General features: G+C 73.6%; 16 protein-coding genes. 11 read left to right on the top strand and 5 right to left on the bottom strand.

The features are described 5' to 3' along the window. Positions 1-5: 5 nt before the first annotated feature. From Msi02_RS25240 to Msi02_RS25275, 8 genes are all read left to right on the top strand, one after another. The gene (locus Msi02_RS25240) at positions 6-566 is read left to right on the top strand and encodes an isoprenylcysteine carboxyl methyltransferase family protein (RefSeq protein ID WP_204050544.1); all 561 of its coding nucleotides are present in this window, start codon (positions 6-8) and stop codon (positions 564-566) included. Further along, positions 563-1,663: an NAD(P)/FAD-dependent oxidoreductase gene (locus Msi02_RS25245; protein ID WP_204050545.1), complete on the top strand. Its 1,101-nt coding sequence runs from the start codon at positions 563-565 to the stop codon at positions 1,661-1,663. The genes Msi02_RS25240 and Msi02_RS25245 overlap by 4 nt, the downstream gene beginning before the upstream one ends. Before the next feature lie 281 nt (positions 1,664-1,944). Then, positions 1,945-2,658: a sensor histidine kinase gene (locus Msi02_RS25250; RefSeq protein ID WP_204050546.1), complete on the top strand. Its 714-nt coding sequence runs from the start codon at positions 1,945-1,947 to the stop codon at positions 2,656-2,658. 377 nt (positions 2,659-3,035) lie between these two features. Continuing rightward, on the top strand, positions 3,036-5,663 hold the full coding sequence (gene lanKC, locus Msi02_RS25255; RefSeq protein WP_204050547.1) for a class III lanthionine synthetase LanKC: 2,628 nt from the start codon (positions 3,036-3,038) through the stop codon (positions 5,661-5,663). 7 nt (positions 5,664-5,670) lie between these two features. Continuing rightward, positions 5,671-5,799, top strand: a complete 129-nt coding sequence (locus Msi02_RS25260; protein WP_193206571.1) for a SapB/AmfS family lanthipeptide — start codon at positions 5,671-5,673, stop codon at positions 5,797-5,799. Between the two features lie 70 nt (positions 5,800-5,869). Continuing rightward, positions 5,870-6,001, top strand: a complete 132-nt coding sequence (locus Msi02_RS25265) for a SapB/AmfS family lanthipeptide (protein WP_139573085.1) — start codon at positions 5,870-5,872, stop codon at positions 5,999-6,001. Positions 6,002-6,125: 124 nt separating this feature from the next. Further along, positions 6,126-7,871 carry an ABC transporter ATP-binding protein gene (locus tag Msi02_RS25270; RefSeq protein ID WP_239108685.1) on the top strand — a complete coding sequence of 582 codons (1,746 nt, stop codon included), beginning with the start codon at positions 6,126-6,128 and terminating at the stop codon, positions 7,869-7,871. Then, the gene (locus tag Msi02_RS25275) at positions 7,868-9,706 is read left to right on the top strand and encodes an ATP-binding cassette domain-containing protein (RefSeq protein ID WP_239108686.1); all 1,839 of its coding nucleotides are present in this window, start codon (positions 7,868-7,870) and stop codon (positions 9,704-9,706) included. Before Msi02_RS25270 ends, Msi02_RS25275 begins: the two co-directional genes overlap by 4 nt. On the opposite strand, the gene Msi02_RS25280 is transcribed toward Msi02_RS25275, so the two are convergent. The 4 genes from Msi02_RS25280 to Msi02_RS25295 form a co-directional block, all read right to left on the bottom strand. Further along, entirely contained in the window at positions 9,608-10,264 is a 657-nt protein-coding gene (locus tag Msi02_RS25280) for a response regulator transcription factor (RefSeq protein WP_204050548.1), read from the bottom strand. The genes Msi02_RS25275 and Msi02_RS25280 overlap by 99 nt on opposite strands. Positions 10,265-10,454: 190 nt before the next feature. Continuing rightward, positions 10,455-11,375 (bottom strand): hypothetical protein, encoded by a 921-nt coding sequence (locus Msi02_RS25285; RefSeq protein WP_204050549.1) that lies wholly within the window; start codon positions 11,373-11,375, stop codon positions 10,455-10,457. 169 nt (positions 11,376-11,544) lie between these two features. Further along, positions 11,545-12,444 carry a hypothetical protein gene (locus tag Msi02_RS25290; protein ID WP_204050550.1) on the bottom strand — a complete coding sequence of 300 codons (900 nt, stop codon included), beginning with the start codon at positions 12,442-12,444 and terminating at the stop codon, positions 11,545-11,547. Between the two features lie 109 nt (positions 12,445-12,553). Beyond that, positions 12,554-14,395 carry an AMP-dependent synthetase/ligase gene (locus Msi02_RS25295; protein WP_204050551.1) on the bottom strand — a complete coding sequence of 614 codons (1,842 nt, stop codon included), beginning with the start codon at positions 14,393-14,395 and terminating at the stop codon, positions 12,554-12,556. 180 nt (positions 14,396-14,575) lie between these two features. Here Msi02_RS25295 and Msi02_RS25300 point away from each other — a divergent pair, with 180 nt between their 5' ends. Continuing rightward, entirely contained in the window at positions 14,576-16,081 is a 1,506-nt protein-coding gene (locus Msi02_RS25300; RefSeq protein ID WP_204050552.1) for a peptide MFS transporter, read from the top strand. Between the two features lie 3 nt (positions 16,082-16,084). Here the strand turns inward: Msi02_RS25300 and yczR are convergent, their stop codons facing one another. Continuing rightward, positions 16,085-17,542: a MocR-like transcription factor YczR gene (gene yczR / locus Msi02_RS25305; protein ID WP_204050553.1), complete on the bottom strand. Its 1,458-nt coding sequence runs from the start codon at positions 17,540-17,542 to the stop codon at positions 16,085-16,087. Positions 17,543-17,606: 64 nt separating this feature from the next. Between yczR and yczE the strand changes: the two genes are divergently transcribed. Further along, positions 17,607-18,278: a membrane protein YczE gene (gene yczE, locus Msi02_RS25310; protein WP_204050554.1), complete on the top strand. Its 672-nt coding sequence runs from the start codon at positions 17,607-17,609 to the stop codon at positions 18,276-18,278. A 118-nt stretch (positions 18,279-18,396) separates the two neighbouring features. Continuing rightward, on the top strand, positions 18,397-19,060 hold a 664-nt coding region (locus Msi02_RS25315; RefSeq protein WP_239108687.1), incomplete at its 3' end, for a trehalase-like domain-containing protein.

Consider the following 19,060-nt stretch of genomic DNA (forward strand, 5'->3'; position numbering starts at 1 on the left):
AAGCTGTGTCGCCCTGGTATGGCGCGCTCATCGCGCTCGTCGCGGTGGAGCGCCTCGCCGAACTGGTCGTCGCCCGCCGCAACGCCCGCTGGAGCCTCGGCCGGGGCGGGGTGGTGTACGGCAGGCGCCACTATCCCTGGATGGTCGCCCTGCACACCGGCCTGCTGGCCGGATGCCTGCTGGAGGTGTGGCTGGCGGACCGGCCGTTCGTCCCCGGCCTGGGCTGGCCGATGCTCGGGCTGGTCCTGGCCGCGCAGGCACTGCGCTGGTGGTGCGTCACCACGCTCGGCCCCCAGTGGAACACCCAGGTCATCGTCGTGCCCGGCCTGCCGCTCGTGCGCCGCGGGCCGTACCGGTTCCGGTGGCTGCGCCACCCCAACTACGTCGCGGTGGCGGTGGAGGGCGCGGCGCTGCCGCTCGTGCACTCCGCCTGGCTGACCGCGCTGGCCTTCACCCTGCTCAACGTGCCGCTCATGGCCGTGCGCCTGCGCTGCGAGAACGCCGCCCTCGCCACCGCGGCCCCCGGCTCCGCCACGCGCGACGCCGGGGCGGGGACCGCGGCGTGATCGACGTGCTGGTCGTCGGCGGCGGGCCCGCCGGGCTGGCCACGGCCATCCACGCGGCGCTGGCCGGCATGGAGGCGGTCGTGGTCGAGCCGCGGCCCTGCCCGGTCGACAAGGCGTGCGGGGAGGGCCTGATGCCCACCGGCGCCGCCGCCCTGGCGGACCTCGGGGTGGCGGTGCCGGACGGCGTGCCGTTCCGCGGCATCCGCTACGTCGACGGGCGGCACCGGGTGCAGGCGGAGTTCCGGGACGGCCCCGGGCTGGGCGTGCGCCGCACCGCCCTGCACACTGCGCTCGCCCGCCGCGCCCGGGACCTCGGCGTCCGCGTGGTGCCCGGCCGGGTGGACGTGGTGCGCGCCACCGGCGAGGGCGTGCGCGCCCACGTGACGGGCGGGCCGGACCCGTGCGGGCCTGAGCGCGCCCACCTGTGTGATCGAAACCTGTGTGAGCGGGACCTGTGCGGCTCGGGATTGGGCGCGCGGTGGCTGGTCGCGGCCGACGGGCTGCACTCGCCGATCAGGGCTCAACTCGGACTCGACCTGCCGTCCGGCGGCCCCCGCAGGTATGGCCTGCGCCGCCACTACCGGGTCGCGCCCTGGACGGACTTCGTGGAGGTGCACTGGGCGCCCGGCGGCGAGGCGTACGTCACGCCGGTGGGCGACGACATGGTCGGCGTGGCCGTGCTGAGCAGCGAGCGGCGGCCCTACGACGAGCACCTGGCGCGGTTCCCCGACCTGCTCGCCCGGCTGGACGGCCCGCCCGTCACCCCCGTGCGCGGGGCCGGGCCGCTGCGCCAGCGGGTGCGGCGGCGGGTGGCCGGGCGGGTGCTGCTCGTCGGCGACGCCGCGGGCTACGTGGACGCGCTCACCGGCGAGGGGATCTCGCTCGCGCTGCTGTCGGCCCGCGCCCTGGTCGGCTGCCTGCGGGCGGGCCGCCCCGAGGAGTACGAGACCGCCTGGCGGCGCCTGTCGCGGCGTTCCCGGCTGCTGACGGCCGCGCTCGTGCGGGCCCGGCGGCATCCTCCCGCGGCCCGGATGATCGTGCCCGCCGCGCGGCGCCTACCCGCGGTGTTCGGGGCGGCGGTGCGGTCGCTCGCCTGAACCCTCGCGCCTTCCGCGCTCCCCGCGCCTTCCACGCTTCTCGCACCTTCGGTGCGAAACGGACACGGCCCCCCGTGAATTGTTACAGCCGGATTCACAGTTCATGAACGCCCGTTTTTAGGGCGCCCCCGGAGATCTCTATACGCGGTGGTAATAGAACCTACTTCGACATTGGCGAAGTAGCCATATTTGGTGACCGGTATGCAAAGATCTAGCGTGTGTACCGAATGGCGAGGCCGATGTTACGGCAGGGATGACTGGAGGGTCGTCACTTGCCCCACTTGCCGCACATCGCTCTGCTCGCCCTGCTAGCCCTGCTCGGTACGCTCCTGATCGCCGCGCTGGTCGTCCTCGTGCTCCGCCTGCGCCGGCTGCGCGCCATGCAGGCCGAGGCCGTACGGCAGGCCGCGGCCGAAGCGCGCGAGCAGTTCGGCCGCGACGTGCACGACCTCGTGAGCAGCCGCCTGTGGCTGGCCACCCTGCGCAGCGAACTCGCCTACCGGCTTGCGGACGACGACAGCCCCCTGCGACCGGCGCTGGCCGACGTGGTGCAGTCGATCCGCCAGGCGTCCGCCGACATCCGCAACGTGACCCGCTCCTTCCGGGACGTCTCGCTCGCCTCGGAACTGGCCAACGCGCGGGCCGTGCTCCGGGCGTACGGAACCGACTGCAAGGTCGAGGCGACCGAGGCGGACCTGGGCGAGGAGGTGAGCGCGGTGCTCGCGATCATGGTGCGGGAGGCGGTGACCAACGTCCTGCGCCACAGCAGGGCGACCCTGTGCACGATCGAGATCGTCGTGCGCGGCGGCATGGCGACGCTCACCGTCGCCAACGACGGCGTCGACCCCACCGTGCCGCCCGGCGACGGCAGCGGGCTGGACAACCTCCGCAACCGGGCGGCGGCGCTCGACGGCGTGATGGGAACGGTCCTCGACCCGGACGGCTGGTTCCGCCTCATCGCCGAGATCCCCCGCAGGGGCGGGGACCGCCGCTGACGCCGGCCGCGCGCACCCGCCGGGTGGACCGGCGTCCGGCGCGCGGATCCGCGATGGAGCGCCCTCGGCACCCCGCGCCTCCCTCCACAGACCGCTGAGCGCCCGCCGGGCGTGCACGAGGCGCGTCGCGCCCCGCCCTCCTCCACCCGTCCGCCGCCCCGCGCCGGCCCCGTCGGCCCGCACGGCGTTTGACCAGCCCCTTGACCGAATGCTTCACGCGGCATCCCGGAGACGGCCGTGAACAGCATCACCATCGACCCGTGACTGCGTCATGGTTTGTTATGTGCAGATTTCACATAGCGCAGTTGACGGGCGTAACTTGGCCCTTCTCTTTATTTCCGTAATTCTTTGATGTGACCGGCCTAAGGGGACATCTGGTGATTAGTAAGTACGAGATTTACTGCCTCGCAGATCCCTTGTTCTACGACACGCTCGACACCAAGCGCGCGGAGCATCCCGACTTCGCCCTCGCCGCACGGCCCACGCCCGACGGGTGGGCGCACGCCGAGAGCGAGACCTGGCTGCACTACGCGCCGGCCGGCGCGACCCTGCCCACCCAGGGCTGGAAGATCCACATCTCCTCCTCCGTGCCGGAGGCGGAGCGGGTGATCGCGGCGGCCTGGGACTACTGCGTGCCCCGCGGGCTGGCCTTCAAGTTCCTGCGCGGCCGGCGCGTGATGACGATGCAGAACTCCAAGTACGCCTTCCGCGGGTCGAGCGGCAAGCTGGTCACCATCTACCCCGTGGACGAGGCTCAGCTGGAGCTGACGCTCAAGGAGCTCGCCGAGATCCTCGACGGCGTCGAGGGCCCGTACATCCTCAGCGACCTGCGTTACGGCGACGGACCCCTGTTCGTCCGCTACGGCGGGTTCGCCGAGCGCCACTGCCTCGACGACAACGGCGAGCGGGTGCTGGCGATCGAGGACGCCGACGGAAACCTCGTCCCCGACGTGCGCGGTCCGGCGTTCGCCCTGCCCTCCTGGGTGACCCTGCCGGCGTTCCTCGAACCGCACCTGGCCGCCCGCAACGCGGTGACGCTCGAAGGCGTGCCGTACGCGGTGGACAGCGTCCTGCACTTCTCCAACGGCGGCGGCGTCTACCTGGGGCGCGACAGGCGCACCGGCGAGAAGGTGGTGCTGAAGGAGGCCCGCCCGCACGCCGGGCTCGACGTCGAGGGACGCGACGCCGTCACCCGCCTGCGACACGAGGCCGCCATCATGGAGCGCCTGGCCGGCCTCGACGTCGTGCCGGCGATGCGCGACTACTTCACGGTCGGCGAGCACCACTTCCTGGTGCAGGAGTACGTCGACGGCACCTCGCTCAGCCAGCTCATCGCCCAGAGGCATCCCCTCACGCGGGCCGACCGCACCCCCGAGCTGGACGCGGACTACGCCGAGTGGGCCATCGGGATGCTCGCCAAGGTGCGGGCCGCGGTCTCGGCGCTGCACGGGCGCGGCGTGGTGTTCGGCGACCTGCACCCCTTCAACATCCTGGTGGAAGACGGCGTGGACGGCGACCGCGTTGTGCTGATCGACTTCGAGGTCTCCTCACCGGTCGAGGAGCGCAGGCGGCCCACGCTCGCCAACCCCGGCTTCGTGCCGCCGCGCGAGCTGGCCGGCGTCGAGGCCGACGAGTACGCGCTGGCCTGCCTGCACCTGGGCGTGTTCGCCCCGATGACCACCATGCTGCTGCAGCTCCACCGGCCCAAGGCCGCCCAGCTCGGCCGGCTGATCGTCGAGACGTTCCCGGTGCCTCCCGCGCTGATCGAGGGAGCCGTACGGACGATCCTCGGGCAGGATCCGCCCGCGCCGGAGCCGAGCCGGCTCCCCCAGCCGGGCCGGCTCGCCGAGGACTGGCCCGCCGTCCGCGAGGCGCTGGCGAAGGCGATCCTCGCCTCGGCCACGCCCGGTCGCGAGGACCGGCTGTTCCCCGGCGACATCGTGCAGTTCGAGCCCGGCGGCGGGGTGAGCCTCGCCAACGGCGCGGCCGGCGTCCTGTACGCGCTGGCGGCGACCGGGGCCGGGCGCTTCCCCGAGCACGAGGAGTGGCTGCTCAGGCAGGCCGCGAAGCCCGGCATCGGGCCCGGCTTCTACAACGGCCTGCACGGCGTGGCGTACGCGCTGGAGGCGCTCGGCCGCCGCGAGGACGCGCTCGACGTGGCGCGGCGATGCGGGCGGGAGCTGCGGGAAGGGCTGGACCTGAGCCTCTACCGCGGCCTGTCCGGCATCGGCCTCGCCCTGATGCACCTGCACGACGCGACCGGCGAGCCGGAGTTCCGCGAGCGGGCCGCGCGCGTCGTGGCGCTGGTGGCCGACCGGCTCGGCGGCCCGGACGACGTGCCCGAGATCAGCGGCGGGAAGTACCCGCACGCGGGGCTGATGTACGGCTCGTCGGGACCCGCCCTGATGTTCCTGCACGCCTACGAGCGCACCGGCGACCCCGGGCTGCTCGACCTCGCGGCCACCGCGCTGCGGCAGGACCTGCGCCGGTGCGTCGGCCGTGAGGACGGCCAGCTCCAGGTGCAGCAGGGCTGGCGGACCAACCCCTACCTGGACGAGGGGTCGGCCGGCATCGGCCTGGTGCTGGACCGCTACCTGGCCCACCGGCACGACGAGACCTTCGCCGAGTCGCTGGCCGCCATCCGGCCGGTCACGACACTGCACTACTACGTCCAGCCGGGGCTGTTCGCGGGCCGGGCCGGCATGATCGCCTGCCTGTCGTCCGGCTCCCGCCCCGACCCCGAGGCCGCCGCGGCGCAGATCGCCCGGCTGGCCTGGCACGAGCTTCCCTACCAGGGCGGGCTGGCCTTCCCCGGGGCCCAGTTGCTCCGCCTGTCCATGGATCTCGCCACCGGGAGCGCCGGCGTGCTGCTCGCGCTCGGCACCGCGCTGCACGACGAGCCGGTCCACCTCCCGTTCCTCGAGCCCCCCGGACGGTCCCAGGCGCAGGGGCCCCTGCGCACCGCCGCCGGGTCGAACGTCCCGACCAGCCCCGGAAGGAGGTGAACGCACAATGGCGCTTCTCGACCTGCAGACCCTCGAGGCCCCCGGTGGCCACACCGGCGGCGGTGGCGGCAGCAACCTGAGCCTGCTCGGGTGCACCCCGCACGAGAACAGCAGCCTCAGCATCATCTGCGGCTGACGACCCTCCGGTGAACACGAACTTCAGCCTCATCCCCGGCTGATGGAACCCATACAAGGAGATGATCCAAATGGCGCTTCTCGACCTGCAGACCCTCGAGGTTCCCGGCGGCCACACCGGCGGCGGTGGCGGCGGCAGCAACCTGAGCCTGCTGGGCTGCACCCCGCACGAGAACAGCAGCCTCAGCCTGATCTGCGGCTGATAGCACGCTGAGGGAGTCCTGGGCGGTCGTCGCGGCCGCCCAGGCTTCCGCGTTTCCGGCCCCGGCCGGCCGCGGGAGCCGTCCCGTCCCCGTCCTGTCCGGCCTTTCACCTCTGGAGGACCCGGTGAGCTCTCGTCCGGCGGACCTGCTGATCGCGCGGGCCGTACGGCGCGGCGGCCCGTGGCTCGCGGCGCTGGCGGCGACGGCGCTGCTGGGCGCCGCGGCCGACCTGCTGCTCCCGGCGGCGCTCGGCCGCGCCGTCGACGCCGTCGTGCGTATCCAGGCACGGGCCGGAGCGGGGGCCGAGGCGGGTTTCGGGCTCACCGGCCCGCTCACGACCGCCGCGCTGCTGGTCGCGCTGGTCGTCGCGTGCGACGCGCTGGGCGTGCTCGCGGCCGGCGTGAGCGGCGCGCGGGCCGCACGGTGGCTGCGCTCCCGGGTGGTGGCCCACACCCTGTCGGTCGGCGCCGGCATGACCCGCCACTTCACGCCGGGTGAGATCGTCACCCGCGCCGGGGTGAACGTGGAGGAGGCCGGGCGGACCCCCGAGGCGGTGGTCACCGCCGCCACGCTGATGGTCCCGGCGGCCGGCAGCGTCGTCGCCCTCGCGCTGATCGACCCCTGGCTCGCGGTCACGCTGGTGGCCGGTCTGCTCCTGATCGTGGCCGTGCTGCGCGCGTTCATGCGCAGGACCACGGCGGCCTCCGGCGGCTACCAGCAGGCCCAGGGGGAGATCGCGGGCATGCTGGTGGGCGCGCTCGCGGGAGCCCGCACCATCACCGCGGCCGGGACCGAGGACCGGGAGGCCGCGCGCGTGCTCGCCCCGCTCGCCCGCCTGCGCGCCCACGGCCTGGCGCTGTGGCGGCTGCAGGCGCGGGCCGGCGTCCAGGCCGCCGTCGTCGTCCCGCTCCTGGAGATCGCCGTGCTCGCCGTCGGCGGGCTGCGCCTGTCGGCCGGCGGCCTCACCGTCGGGGAACTGCTCGCCGCCGCGCGCTACGTCGTGCTCGGGGCGGGCCTGGGGTCGGCGCTCGGGTACGCGGCCCGCATCGCCCGCGCCCGCTCGGCCGCCCAGCGCCTGGAGCAACTGTTCGCGGTGCCGCCCCCTGCGTACGGGGACCGGCCGCTGCCGCCGGGCCCGGGCACCCTGGAGCTTCGCGACGTGACCGTGCGGGCCGACGGCGTGCGACTGCTGAGCGGGGTCAGCCTGGTCGTGCCCGGCGGCACGTGCACGGCGGTGGTGGGCCGCACGGGCTCGGGCAAGTCGTCGCTGGCCGCCGTCGCCGGCCGGCTCGTCGATCCCGAACGCGGCGCGGTCCTGCTGGACGGCGTGCCCCTGCGCGAGATCGGCCGGGAGCCGCTGCGCCGCGCGGTCGGCTACGCGTTCGAGCGGCCCGCGCTGTTCGGCGAGACGCTGGGCGAGGCCGTGGCCTTCGGCCTCGGCGCGCGGGACGCCGCGGGCGAGCGAGGCGCGGACGCGGTGCGGGCGGCCGCGGCCGCCGCGTGCGCCGACGCCTTCATCCGGCGGCTGCCGCTCGGGTACGCCACCCCGGTCGGCGAGGCGCCGATGTCCGGAGGCGAGATCCAGCGGGTCGGCCTGGCCCGCGCGTTCGCCCAGGCAGGCCGGTTGCTGATCCTGGACGACGCCACATCGAGCCTGGACACGGTGACCGAGCGGCAGGTCGGGCGGGCGCTCACCGGGAGCCTGGCCGACCGCACCCGCCTGGTGGTGGCCCATCGCGTGACGACGGCGGCGCAGGCCGACCAGGTCGTGTGGCTGGAGAACGGGCGGATCCGCGCGACCGGCACGCACGAGCGGCTGTGGGACGACCCCGGCTACCGCGCGGTCTTCCGCGCCGAGGAGGCGTCGTGAAGCGCAACGGCGTCGTGAAACGCAACGGCGTCGTGAAACTCTACGGCGGAGAGCGGCCGGGAGCGGCCGCGCGGCGGGTGGTCGTGGATGCGCTGCGGCGCGAACCCTCCCGGCTGCTGTGGCTGGCCTTCTGGTCAGTGGCGGAGGCCCTGCCCGCGCTGACGGGCGGGTACGCGATCGCACGGGCCGTGGACGACGGCTTCGCCGCGGGGCGGCCCGGCGCCGGCCTGATCTGGCTGGGCGTGCTCGCCGCCGCGTGGGGGGTGGCCGCGGTCGCCGCCCGGCAGGTGCTGCTGCTCATCGCCGGGATCGTCGAGCCGTTCCGCGACGTCCTGCTGGAGCGTGTGGTGACCGGGGCGCTGCGGGCCGGGCGGGGCGGCGACAGCGCGGCGGTCGCCCGGATGAACCACCAGGTCGAGCTGGCCAGGGACGCCTTCGGCGCGATCATCACAGTGGTCAGGACCTTCGTGTTCACACTGGCCGGCGTGGCGGTGGGGCTGACGACTCTGGCCCCGCAGGTCGTCCCGCTCGTGCTGGCGCCGGTGGCCCTGGGGCTCGGGCTGTTCCTCGTCTCCCTGCCCGCCCTGGCCCGGCGTCAGCGCGAGTTCATCGTCGCCGACGAGCGCACGGCCGCCGCGGTGGCCGCGATGGCGGACGGCCTGCGGGACGTGACCGCCTGCGGCGGCGAGGCGCGCGTCGCGGCGAGCGTCGGGCGGGAGGTCTCCCGGCAGGCGAGGGCCGCGCGGGCGCTGGCCCGGGTGACGGCGTCGCGGACGCTGTCGCTGGCGGTGGGAGCGTGGCTGCCGGTGGTGCTCCTGCTGGCGGGCGCGCCCTGGCTGGTGCGCCAGGGGATCACCGGCGGGGTGATCCTCGGCTCGCTGACCTACGTGATGCAGTCGCTCTCCCCCGCGCTCGGCGGCCTGGTCCAGGGCCTCGGCGTCAGCGGCGTCCGCCTGGCCGTCACGCTGGAGCGCATCCTGCACGCGCCCGGCCCGCCCGTGCCGCACGGCGACCGGAAGCCCGACGGGGTCCGGCTGGAGCTGCGCGGGGTGCGCTTCGCCTACGGCACGTCCGGGCGGAAGGCCGCCGAGCCGGTGATCGACGGCCTGGACCTCGACGTGCCCGAGGGCGACCACCTGGCCGTCGTCGGCCCGAGCGGGATCGGCAAGTCCACGCTGGCCGCGCTCGTCGCCGGCCTGCTGACCCCGGACGACGGCGAGGTCCTCGTCGGCGGCGTCCCGGCCGCCCGGGTCCACCCGGCCGCCCGCGCGCTGATCCCCCAGGAGGCGTACGTCTTCCCCGGCACCCTGGCGGAGAACCTGACGTACCTCGCGCCGGGGACGCCCCCGGAGCGGGTGGACGAGGCGGTGGCGGCGTTCGGGCTGGCGGAGCTCGCGCAGCGCGCCGCGGGCGGCCCGCTCGACCCGGCCGAGCTGTCGGCGGGCGAGCGGCAGCTGGTCGCGCTGGCCAGGACCTACCTGTCCCCCGCCCGGCTGGTCGTGCTCGACGAGGCGACCTGCCATCTCGACCCCGCGGCGGAGGCCCGGGCGGAGGCGGCGTTCGCGGCGCGCGAGGGCACGGTGATCGTCGTGGCGCACCGGATCTCCTCGGCCCTGCGGGCCCGGCGGGTGCTCGTCATGGACGGCACCCGCGTCCTGCTCGGCACGCACGAGGAGATGGTGGCCTCCTCACCGCTGTACGCCGACCTGGTTGGCCACTGGGAGGGCCCGGGGAGGCTACCGGCGGGGGCGGTAGCGCAGGATGCCGATGTCGCGGCCGGCCGCCGGCCAGAGCCAGCCGCACTCGGAGGCGATCTGGATCGCCTCGACGCGTGAGCGGGCGCCGACCTTGGTGAGGATGCGGGACAGGTAGTTGCGGACCGTCCCCCGCGACAGCGACAGGCGGTCGGCGATCTCGCCGACGGTGGCGCCGCCGGCCGCGGTCTCCAGGACGTCGAGCTCGCGGGCGGTCAGCGGGTTGCTGTCGGCGTCGAGCGCGGCCACCGCGAGCTCGGGGTCGATGACGCGCTCCCCCTTCGCCACGCGGCGGATGCAGTCCACGAGGTGGCCCGGCGAGGCGTCCTTCACGACGAAGCCGCGCACGTTGGCGTCCAGCGCCTTGCGCAGCGCCATGGGCGTCCCGAGCCCGGTGAGGACGACGGTCTTGCAGGAGGGTAATCGGCGGTGCAGCTCGGCCGCCGCGGTGAGGCCGTCGACGCCGGGCATCCCGATGTCGAGCACCGCGACGTCGGGACGCCGCAGGCAGCCGAGCCGGACGATGTCCTCGCCCTTGTCCGCCTCGGCCACCACCTCGAGGTCGTCCTCGCTCGAAAGCAGAGCGACCAGCGCCTTGCGGATGAGGTGCATGTCCTCGGCGAGCATCAGTCGGATCAAACCAGACCCCCCTACACGCGGTGCGAGCGGGCGCTCGCCGTTGGTGACCGCGGCGCTTTACTCACTATGAAGGTTCCGCGCGCATGCCGGGACCTCTCTACCCGAACTGTCACCTTTAATCAGGAACCACGTCAGAGAAAAAGCCGGACGCCCGGCCCCTCAGGGAAGCCGGGCGTCGCGGTCGGGTCTTCTAGTGGCGCCAGACCCTCACGTACTCGGTCGCCTCGGAACCCTTGAGCCTGCGGTTGCCGTCGAACCGCACCGCCCAGGTGCCGGACCGCCACGCCCGGACCCGGGTGGCGAAGTCGCCGTCGCCGTCGGTCTCGATCGTGTCCACGTACTGCCACCTGCCGGAGCCGGAGGGCTGGAAGTAGACCTTCACGTCCTGCGAGCCCAGCCAGTGCCAGTCGTTCCAGTAGTTGCGGCTGTCGTGGCAGTAGCGGTCGCCGCCGCGACGGCCGGAGAAGTTGTCCCAGTCGTCGTAGTACCAGTCGCCCCAGCACTGGGCGACCTGCAGCGTGCCCTTCAGGGTCAGCCCGCGGCCCTTGCGGACCGGGTTGGGCGTGGCGTCGAAGCCGGCGATGCGCGTCGCCTTGGCGCCCGACGGACGCGGCGCGTGCCACTCCCGGCGCTTCACCGTGAAGGAGCGGTCCTCGGTGTACTTCTTGCCGTCGAGCCCGATGGCCTCGACGTGCACGCGGTAGGTGCCCGCCCGGTCGCTCCAGTCGAAGCTCCAGGACCGCGAGGCGCGGTCGAACTTCGGACCGTCGTTCGGGCCGCCCTTGCGCTTGCCGAACCAGTGGTCGCCGCCGTGGTCGCCGCGGCCCCTCGGACCCCACAGGTCGATGTCCACGCTCTGGACGTCCTTGGTCGTGACCCGGGCGGTGACCTGGGCGGACCGGCCCCTGCTGACCACGACCACGTCGGGGTCGACGTCGACCGACAGGATGCGCGGGTCGGGGGTGTACGGCTTGCGGGCGTTGTCCCCAGCGGTGGGGCTCGGCGTGGGCGACGGCGAAGGCGCGACATCGTCCGCGTACGCGGGCGCAGTCGCGAGCGCCGTGGCGCCCATGGCGACCGCTACCAGGGTGGTAGCAGCTCGTTTCACCATGAGGGTAAATCCTCTCCCCGTCTAGGACGCGCCCCCGGTTTGGGGCGCGCCTACGTCATAGACGTCACAAGGGAAAGAAAAGTTGCCTCACCTCTCCAGAAAAGAGATTACAAATCGATAACTGTCCTTTACGTCTCGTTTATCCTAATTTGTGGCATTGAAGGCTTGTTCACGCTTCTCGTTGCGGGCTGGCATCGGCGGCGTATCGGGACGTACCTGCATATTCGGCACGCCATGCGCCCTCGCCGTCCGCGCGGACCCGGGCGGTGAACCAGCCGTCCCTGCGGGTGACCGCCTCCCCCACGGTCTTCCAGCGGGACGACCCGGCGGGGCGGAAGCAGATCCTGACCCGCTGCCCGGCGAAGGGCCGGTAGTCGACCTTGCCGACCGGGTCCACCCGCAGCAGCGTCCCGGTGACGCGCACGCCGTCCCCGTCGCGCACCACCTTTAGCCCCTCGATCTCGGTCGCCCGGCGCAGGTTGAAGCCCACCCGGGCGACGGCCCGCTCGCCCCGCGCGTTCACCGCGGTCGCGGTGACCGTCCACGGGCCGCTCGGATACCACCGCGACAGCGGCTTGTTCGGGAAGAACCGCCAGGTCTCCCACTCCCCGGACGAGATCCGCCGGGCCGGCCGGCCGTCGCGCGACGCGCCCATCACGCCGGGCATCGCGGCGGACGCCAGCCCGCCCAGGCCCGGCAGGGGCACGCCAGCGGGTACGGCCGCGGGCACGGCAGGGCCCGGGGGCACCATCGGATCCGGGGAGACGGACGGCACCGGCACGGCGTCCCCGGACGGCGGCGAGGGGGTCGCGTCCGGCTCGGGCTCCTCTCCGTCATCGTCCCCTCCCGAAGGGGCGCGGCCGGGTCCCAGGACGACGGAGACGCGGTCCGCGCCGCGCGCCACCACGTCGACGACCAGCCGCACCGACCCACTCGGGCCGACCACGGGATCGGACGGGCGCACCTCGACCGAGCGGATGGCCAGGTCACCGGAGGCGGGGGCCGGCGCGGCCGCCGCCGCGGTCGTCGCGGTCGCGACGACCAGCGTCGCGAGCAGAGGTCTCATCATGCCCCGTGACCGTACGCACGCCCGCGCGCCGTCCCGCCCCCGACACACTCCCGTCCCGGTAAAAACTCGGCCGGCCGGATGTCTGGCGTGGCGAGAATCCGCCTCGTGGTCAGCCGGTCGTGTAGAGCTCCTCGATCACCTCGGCGTACCTGGCGTGAACCACCCGGCGCTTGAGCTTGAGGCTGGGGGTGAGCTCCGCGGTCTCGGCCGTCCACTCGACGGGCAGCAGCCGCCACCGCTTGACCTGCTGCACCCGGGCGAGCTTGCGGTTGGCGGACTCGACCGCCGCCTCGACCTCCTTGAGAACGTCCGGGTGCTCGGCCAGGTCCGCCAGGGAGCCGAAGGCGATGCCGCGCGCCCGCGCCCACTCCGGCGCCACCTCGCCGTCCAGGGTGAGGATCGCCACCGGGTACGGCCGGCGGTCCCCGTACGCGAGAGCCTGCCCGATGAGCGGGTGCTCCTTCAGGTGGCCCTCGATGACGGCCGGGGAGACGTTCTCCCCGCCCGAGGTGATGAACAGCTCCTTCTTGCGGTCGACGATGCGGACGAAGCCGTCCTCGTCGATCGACCCCACGTCGCCGGTGTGCAGCCAGCCGTCGTCGTCGAGGAGCTCGGCGGTCGCCTCGGGCAGCCCGAGGTAGCCGCGGGTGTTGAGCGGGCTGCGGGTGAGGATCTCGCCGTCCTCGGCGATCCGCACCTCGACGCCCGGCTCGGCCCGGCCCACCGTGCCGAGCTTGAAGACGTCCGGCGAGTTGACGGTGAAGGCGCCGGTCGTCTCGGTCATGCCGTACACGTCGATGACCTTCAGGCCGAGACCGGCGAAGAACCGCTGCACCTCCTCCGGCATCGGCGCGGCGGCGGTGGCGCACCAGAGGGCCTGGTCGAGCCCGATCAGGCCGCGGACGACCGACAGCAGCGCGGCGTCGGCCCGCTCGTAGGCCTCCCGCACCTCGGGCGTGACCGTGTGGCCGTACTGCAGCCCCTCGACGTACGCGAGCCCGGCGGCCATCGCCGCGCGTACGCTCTCCTGCTGCTCGGGCGGCTGGGCGGCCAGCAGCGCCTGCAGCCGGGCCATCATCTTCTCCCAGACGCGGGGGACGCCGAAGAACAGCACGGGACGCACCTGGCCGAGCGTGGCGCCGAGGTTCGCCATGTCCGTGCAGAAGTAGACGTGGTTGACCTTCACCAGCGGCAGGTACAGGCTGAGCACCCGCTCGGCGATGTGGGCGTAGGTGAGGTAGGAGATCTGCGTGCCGTGCGTGGGCAGGGCGATCATCCGCTGGGTGGTGACGATCTCGAACAGCACGTTGGCGTGCGTCAGCGGGACACCCTTGGGGTTGCCCGTCGTCCCCGAGGTGTAGAGGACGGCCAGCGTGTCCTGCGGGGTCACCGCGCGCCAGCGCGCGTCCACCGCGGCCGGGTCGGCGGCCAGCGTGTCGGCGCCGAGCCTCAGGAACGCCTCCCAGCTCAGGAAGCGCTCGTCGCCTTCGGGGGCGCCCTCCAGCATCACGATCTTCATGAGCGCCGGCAGCTCGCCGAGCACCGGCTCCCAGCGGGCCAGGTCGGCCGGGCCGCCGAGCACCGCGATCCGCGCCCCGACGTCGCGGGCGACGTACGCGACCTGCTCGGGGGCGAAGGTCGCGTAGATCGAGCAGGGGACGGCGCCCGCGTGGACGGCCCCGAGGTCGGCCAGCACGTGCTCGCTGCGGTTGACCAGCATCAGCGCGACGGCGTCGCCCGGCCGCAGGCCCAGCGCGGCGTAGCCCGCGGCGATCTGCAGCACCCTCCCGCGCGCCTCGGCGTAGGTCAGCGTCGTCCACCCGTCGCCGGCGGGATCGGAGTAGGCCGGCGAGTCCGGATGTTCCTGCGCGGCCCACCTGAGCTGCTCGCACAGCGTCCTGCCCGCGATCTCCCGCTCTATCGCGGCCCGTTCCTCGAATACGCCGGTCATCGCGCCTCCCAACGGGCATCTCGCACGCGTGGCATGCATCGCATCACACGAGATCACCGAGGACAAGACCCCGACAGTGGTGAGCACGGCGGGATGTGCTATGGACGGCCATCATAATCGGACAAACAAGACATAAAGGCAGGTAAGGTACACGGGATGATGCGTGATCGGGGGGATCGCATGGCATCCGGAAGATCCGGTCCGCCGGTGGGCGAGCGGACGTTCTTCGGCCATCCACGGGGGCTGGCCACGCTGTTCGGCACGGAGATGTGGGAGCGCTTCAGCTACTACGGCATGCGCGCCATCCTCGTGCTGTTCCTGACCGCGCCCGTCACGCGCGGCGGCATGGGCCTGCCCGAGACGACCGCGGTCGGCATCTACGGCGTCTACATCGCCTTGGTCTACCTGCTCGCCCTCGCGGGCGGCTGGCTCGCCGACCGGTTGCTCGGGGCGCGCAGGACCGTGCTGTTCGGCGCCCTGGTCATCATGGGCGGCCACGTCAGCATGGCGATGCCCATGGGCGGCGGGTTCGTCTGGCTCGGGCTCGTGCTGATCGCGCTGGGCAGCGGGCTGCTCAAGCCCAACATGTCGGCGCTGGTGGGCGAGCTGTACCGGCACGAGGACGACGCCCGGCGCGACTCCGGCTACACGATCTTCTACATGGGCATCAACCTGGGCGCCTTCCTCGGCATCATGATCGTGCCTTGGCTCCAGACGGGCGGCCGCTGGCACCTCGCCTTCGGCGCGGCGGCGGTCGGCATGGCCATCGGCCTGACGCAGTACGTGCGGGGCCGGGCCACCCTGTGCGGCGCCGGCGAGGAGCCGGACCACCGCCTGACACCGGACGAGGAGCGGCGGGCCAAGGTCGTCGTGGGCGTCTCGCTCTCCGTCGGCGCGGGCGCGCTGGCCCTGTGGGCGCTCAGCGGCACGCTCACCGTGGACCGCTTCGCCCTCGTGCTCACGATCGTGACGGCGGCCGTGCCGGTCGCGTACTTCGCCTTCCTGTTCTCCTCACGCGAGGTCACCGCCGAGGAGCGGACCGGACTGTTCGCGTACGTGTGGCTGTTCCTGGGCGCCGCGATCTTCTGGCTCGTCTACGACCAGGCCGGGAGCGCGCTGCTGCTGTTCGCGAAGAACGACACCGACCTGAACGTGCTCGGCTTCGCGGTCCCCCCGGGCTGGGTGGGCAACGTCAACTCGCTCGCGATCATCATCGTGGCCCCCCTCTTCGCGGAGATGTTCCTCAGGGCGGGCACCCGCATCAGCACGCCGCTCAAGTTCGCGGTCGGCCTGGTGATCGTCGGCCTGAGCTTCGTCGTCATGTCGGTCGCGGCCGGCGTCGCCTCCGGCGGGGTGAAGGTCTCGATCATGTGGCTGCTGTCGGTCTACCTCATCCAGACCGTCGCCGAGCTGTTCCTCAGCCCGGCCGGGCTGTCGGTCACCAACAAGCTCGCCCCCCGGGCGTTCGAGAACCAGCTCATGGGCCTGTGGTTCCTCGCGATGGCCCTCGGCGACTCCGTCGGCGGCCAGGCCTACCGGCTGACCAAGGTCGTGCCGATGCCCGTGTACTTCATCGTCCTCGCGCTCGCCGCGATCGCGGCGGGGCTCGTCATGCTGCTGTTCGTCCGCAGGCTCCGTACGCTGATGGCCGAGCACCACGTGCCGCCCGTGCCCACGCCGAGCTGACGCTCACAGGGTCGGCGTGAGCGGCTCGCACGGGCGATAACCGGCGGGGTCGCGGGCGATGCGGCGCACCGCCTCCTCCATCACGGCCGGCGGCTGGGTGAACGGCAGCCGCAGGTAGCGCTCCAGCGTGCCGTCCACGCCGAACCACGGGCCCGGAGCCAGCCGTACGCCGCGGGCGGCGGCGGCCTCGGCGACCGAGCTCGCCACCGGCCCGTCGAGCCGCACCCACAGCGAGCCGCCACCGCGCGGCGCCGTGAACGCCCAGCCGGGCAGCTCCTCGCGCAGGACCGCGACGAGCGCCGCGCACGACGCGCCGAGCGTACGACGGCGCTCGGCGCGCGCCTCCTCGGTCCGCTCGAACAGGCGCGCCACCACGAGCTGCTCGAAGACCGCGCCCGCGATGTCCACGGCGGCCCGCAGCCCGGCCAGGCGGCGGATGGTCGCGGCGCCGGCCCGGACCCAGCCGATCCGCAGGCCGCCCCACCACAGCTTCGAGGCCGAGCCGATGCTGATCACCCGGCCGCCGGTGTCGAACGCGGCCAGCGGCGTCGCACGCGCCGTCTCGTCCAGCGCGATCTCCGCCCAGCTCTCGTCGGCGATCAGCGTGACGCCGTACCGGCGGGCCGCCGCCACCAGTTCGGCGCGGTCGGCGTCGGCCATCAGGTGGCCGGTCGGGTTCTGGAAGTCGGGGATGACGTAGGCGAGGCGGGCCCCCGACTGGTGCATCGCGGAGCTCACCAGGTCGAGGTGCCAGCCGTCCTCCTGGACGCCGACCGGCACCAGGCGGGCTCCCCGCATCCGGGCGGCGTCGATCGCGTGCGGGTAGGTCGGCGACTCGACCAGCACCGGGTCGCGCGGCCCGGCGAACGCCGACATCAGCAGGTGGATGGCGTGCTGGGCCCCGGCCGTGACGAGGATCTGCTCGGGCCGGGTGGGCAGCCCCCGCTCGCCGTACCTGCGGGCGATCGCCTCACGCAGCGGCGCGAGCCCGGCCGGGTGGTAGCCCATGCCCAGCGCGTACCGGTGGTAGGCCCGGCCCGCCTCCTCGATGGCCTCCCCGAGCAGGGCGCTGGCCGGGGGCGCGGCGGAGTGCAGCGGCAGCAGCCCGTCGTCGTCGGACGCGAGCCAGGGGTTGTCGGTCCCGAGCGCACCCGGGTCGGGCAGGGCCGCGCGGCTGCCGGATCCCTGCCTGCTCTCCAGGTAGCCCTGCTCCCGCAGCCGGTCGTACGCGGCGGTCACCGTGGTGCGGCTCACGCCGAGGGCCTCGGCCAGGTGCCGCTCGGCCGGCAGGCGCACCCCCACGGCGAGCCTCCCGTCGAGGACCAGGCCGCGTACGGCCTCCGCGAGCGCCCGGTAGTAGGGCCGTGCGTCCGGCGTGTCCCCCGCGCCCTTTCCTGTGCCACTTCTTGTGCCGCCCCGGACGAGCCGGGCGAGCTGAGGGGCGCTGAGGTACCGGTCCATAAAGGCCAATTTCTCCGATTGGCTCTTTTCTCGCAACCCCGCCGGCCTGCACGATGGCCCGACTATGACCGAACTCTTCACCTCCCCCACCCCCGCTCGCTCCCGCTTCTCCCTCCCCCGCCCCCGTTCGCTCCCCCTGCGGCTCGTCCGGCTCTACACCGGCCTGGCGCTGTACGGCGCCGGGATCGCCCTGCTCGTGAGGTCCGGGCTGGGCCTCGACCCCTGGGAGGTCTTCCACCAGGGCATGTCGGTGCGCACTGGGTGGTCGATCGGCCTGTGCATCAACCTGGTGGGCGCGCTGGTGCTGCTGCTGTGGATCCCCCTGCGGCAACGGCCCGGCCTCGGCACGATCAGCAACGTCCTGGTGGTCGGCACAAGCGCCGACGGGGTGATGGCGCTGGTCCCCGCGCCCGCGGCGTGGCCGGTCCAGTGGGCCTTCCTGCTGGGCGGCATCGTCGCCATCGCCGCCGCCTCGGGGCTCTACATCCACGCGGGCTTCGGCCCGGGGCCGCGCGACGGCCTGATGACGGGCCTCAACCGGCTCGGCCTGTCGATCCGGCTCGCCCGCACGGTCGTCGAGATCACCGTGCTCGCCGTGGGCTGGCTCCTCGGCGGCACGGTCGGGATCGGCACGGTGGTGTTCGCCCTGACGATCGGCCCGGTGACGCAGGTCTTCATGAAGCTGTGGGCTCCCGCCGGGGACACCGCCCGGCCACCGGGTACGAAGCCGTCATGATGAGGCGAGCAGCGGCAGCGCGGATGCGCCCGGGCCGGCAGACCGGCGTGGGACCGCTGCCAGGGGAGGAAGCCCACGCCCGGCGCTGAAGGGAATCTGAGCGCGGGGAGGTGAGCGCATGCGGATCGAGGACTACGCCCTGATCGGGGACACGCAGTCGGCCGCCCTGATCGGCATGGACGGCTCGATCGACTGGCTGTGCCTGCCGCGGTTCGACTCCCCCTCGTGCTTCGCCCGGCTGCTCGGCGACGAGCACAACGGCTTCTGGCGGCTGGCCGCCGCGGGACGCGACAGGGCCGCCCGGCGGGCGTACGTCGAGGACTCGCTGGTGCTCGCGACCGACTGGGAGACCTCCACCGGGACGGCCAGGGTGGTCGACTTCATGCCGGTTCGCTCCGGCAACCCGGACCTGGTCCGGATGGTGGAGGGCCTGTCGGGCACCGTCGAGATGACGATGGAGATCCGCATCCGCTTCGACTACGGCCGGATCGTGCCTTGGGCACGCCGGGCGGGCGGCCATCTGCACGCCATCGGCGGCCCGGACTCGGTCTGGATCCATTCGCCCGTCCCGCTCCGGGGCGGCGACTACCGGCACGAGGCGACGTTCAGGGTCGCCGCCGGGCAGCGGCTGCCGTTCGTGTTCACCTGGAACCCCTCCCACCAGCCGCAACCCCAGGCCATCGACCCCTTCGCCGAGCTCGGCCTGACCATCCGGATGTGGCAGGACTGGGCCGCCCGGTGCGGCTACCGGGGCCGCTGGCGCGACGCCGTGGTCCGCTCGC

This window comes from Microbispora siamensis (genome assembly GCF_016863095.1).
GTDB lineage: Bacteria > Actinomycetota > Actinomycetes > Streptosporangiales > Streptosporangiaceae > Microbispora > Microbispora siamensis.

Coding starts and splice junctions, on each gene's coding strand:
- Msi02_RS25260 (WP_193206571.1), top strand. CDS start 5,671: ATGGCGCTTCTCGACCTGCAGACCCTCGAGGCCCCCGGTGGCCACACC.
- Msi02_RS25265 (WP_139573085.1), top strand. CDS start 5,870: ATGGCGCTTCTCGACCTGCAGACCCTCGAGGTTCCCGGCGGCCACACC.
- Msi02_RS25285 (WP_204050549.1), bottom strand. CDS start 11,375: ATGGTGAAACGAGCTGCTACCACCCTGGTAGCGGTCGCCATGGGCGCC.
- Msi02_RS25290 (WP_204050550.1), bottom strand. CDS start 12,444: ATGATGAGACCTCTGCTCGCGACGCTGGTCGTCGCGACCGCGACGACC.
- Msi02_RS25295 (WP_204050551.1), bottom strand. CDS start 14,395: ATGACCGGCGTATTCGAGGAACGGGCCGCGATAGAGCGGGAGATCGCG.
- Msi02_RS25300 (WP_204050552.1), top strand. CDS start 14,576: ATGGCATCCGGAAGATCCGGTCCGCCGGTGGGCGAGCGGACGTTCTTC.
- yczR (WP_204050553.1), bottom strand. CDS start 17,542: ATGGACCGGTACCTCAGCGCCCCTCAGCTCGCCCGGCTCGTCCGGGGC.
- yczE (WP_204050554.1), top strand. CDS start 17,607: ATGACCGAACTCTTCACCTCCCCCACCCCCGCTCGCTCCCGCTTCTCC.